Below are 1332 nucleotides of genomic sequence, written 5' to 3'. Positions count from 1 at the left end.
GACGTGCGCGAGTTCCTACGCGGCCTGGACTAAGGCCGCCCATATCTTCCAGCCGCCGGGCTGGGACGCAGTAACCCCAGCCCCGCACGGGGCGATCCGATCACCCGCACGGGAGGACGAAACACCATGAGCGACACCGCGAACACTGGCACCGAGGCTTCGGCCGAGGGCACCGCCCCGCCCCGACCGCCGAGGACCTGGCCGCCCAGCTCGAAGAGTGGAAGGGCCACGCCCGGAAGCACGAGGACAAGGCCAAGGCGAACGCCAAGGCCGCGACCGAGCTCGCCGAGCTGAAGCGATCTTCGATGTCCGACGCCGAGAAGGCAGCCGCCGACCTGGCGGCAGGGTCACAGGCCCTGACGGACGCCGTCACGCGCGCCGAGACGGCCGAGGCCGCGCTCATCCGCTACAAGATCGCCGTCGACCTGGAGCTCTCCAAGGAGGACGTCACTGTCCTGGACGGTGTCCAGGGCGACGAGAAGACCCTCCGAGCACTGGCCGAACGACTCGCGGGTCGCAAGTCCCCCGCCCCCAAGCCGACCCCGACACAGGGCCGGACCACGGGCGGCACCCCAGCGCGAAGGACTCCTTCGTCGAAGCGCTGGACGGGCTCTTCAACTGACCTGTCGCGCAAGGGTCCTCCCGTGACTCTCGCATCCCCCCTACATGAAAGGGCATAACCCATGCCTGCTGTTCCGCACTCCCGGGATGCCTCGGGCATCCTCCTGCCGGCCGAGGTCTCCTCGCAGATCTGGCAGGACGCCCAGGAGGCCTCTGTCGTCATGCAGAAGTCGACGCGCATCGACCTGCCCGGCGTCGGCATCGACGTCCCGCTGATCACCGGTGACCCCGTCGCCTCGTGGGTCGGCGAGACCGAGAAGATCAAGGTTGGCGAGGCCTCGTTCGGCAACAAGTCGATCCGGCCCCGCAAGGTCGCCCTGATCGAGCTGTTCTCGAACGAGTTCAAGCGCGACCTCCCGGCCCTCTTCGCCGCGCTCTCCGAGCGTCTGCCGAAGACGCTGGCGACCGCCTTCGACCTGAAGGCCCTGCACGCCACCGCCGAGGCGAACGCGTTCGACTCCCTCGCCGGCGCCTCCGCGCTGGGGCCTGGGGCACCACCGACACCTACGGCGACGCCGTGGCGATCGACTCGGCCGTCTACGAGGCCGGCGGCGTGACCGACGGCTACGTCCTGGCCCCGCAGGCTCGCAAGACCCTGCTGGTGGCCCGCGACGGCGACGGCAACCCGCTGCTGGGCAACTCGCTCACCACGAGCCCCGAACACGCCGAGCATCCTACGGTTCGGACCTGACCTACTCGCGCAACGCGTTC

General features: G+C 69.6%; 3 protein-coding genes. All 3 read left to right on the top strand.

Going from position 1 to position 1332, the window contains the following annotated elements; translation table 11 throughout:
• Window positions 1-305 precede the first annotated feature (305 nt).
• Genes PROKR_RS02465 through PROKR_RS32275 form a run of 3 tightly spaced genes read left to right on the top strand, consistent with a single transcriptional unit; the run spans window position 306 to window position 1312 of the window.
• A complete protein-coding gene (locus PROKR_RS02465) occupies window positions 306-680 on the top strand; it encodes a hypothetical protein (RefSeq protein ID WP_036959342.1) in 375 nt (124 codons plus the stop codon).
• Window positions 681-683: 3 nt separating this feature from the next.
• Complete coding sequence (locus PROKR_RS02460) at window positions 684-1178, top strand: phage major capsid protein (RefSeq protein ID WP_036959341.1); 495 nt, start codon at window positions 684-686, stop codon at window positions 1176-1178.
• Entirely contained in the window at window positions 1139-1312 is a 174-nt protein-coding gene (locus PROKR_RS32275) for a hypothetical protein (RefSeq protein WP_157601840.1), read from the top strand. Before PROKR_RS02460 ends, PROKR_RS32275 begins: the two co-directional genes overlap by 40 nt.
• The last annotated feature ends 20 nt before the right edge of the window (window positions 1313-1332 follow it).

It is taken from the genome of Promicromonospora kroppenstedtii DSM 19349, assembly GCF_000515355.1.
In the GTDB taxonomy this organism is placed as follows: Bacteria; Actinomycetota; Actinomycetes; order Actinomycetales; family Cellulomonadaceae; genus Promicromonospora; species Promicromonospora kroppenstedtii.
Note: the sequence above shows the minus strand (reverse complement) of the source record. Positions and strands in the feature narration are given on the sequence as shown.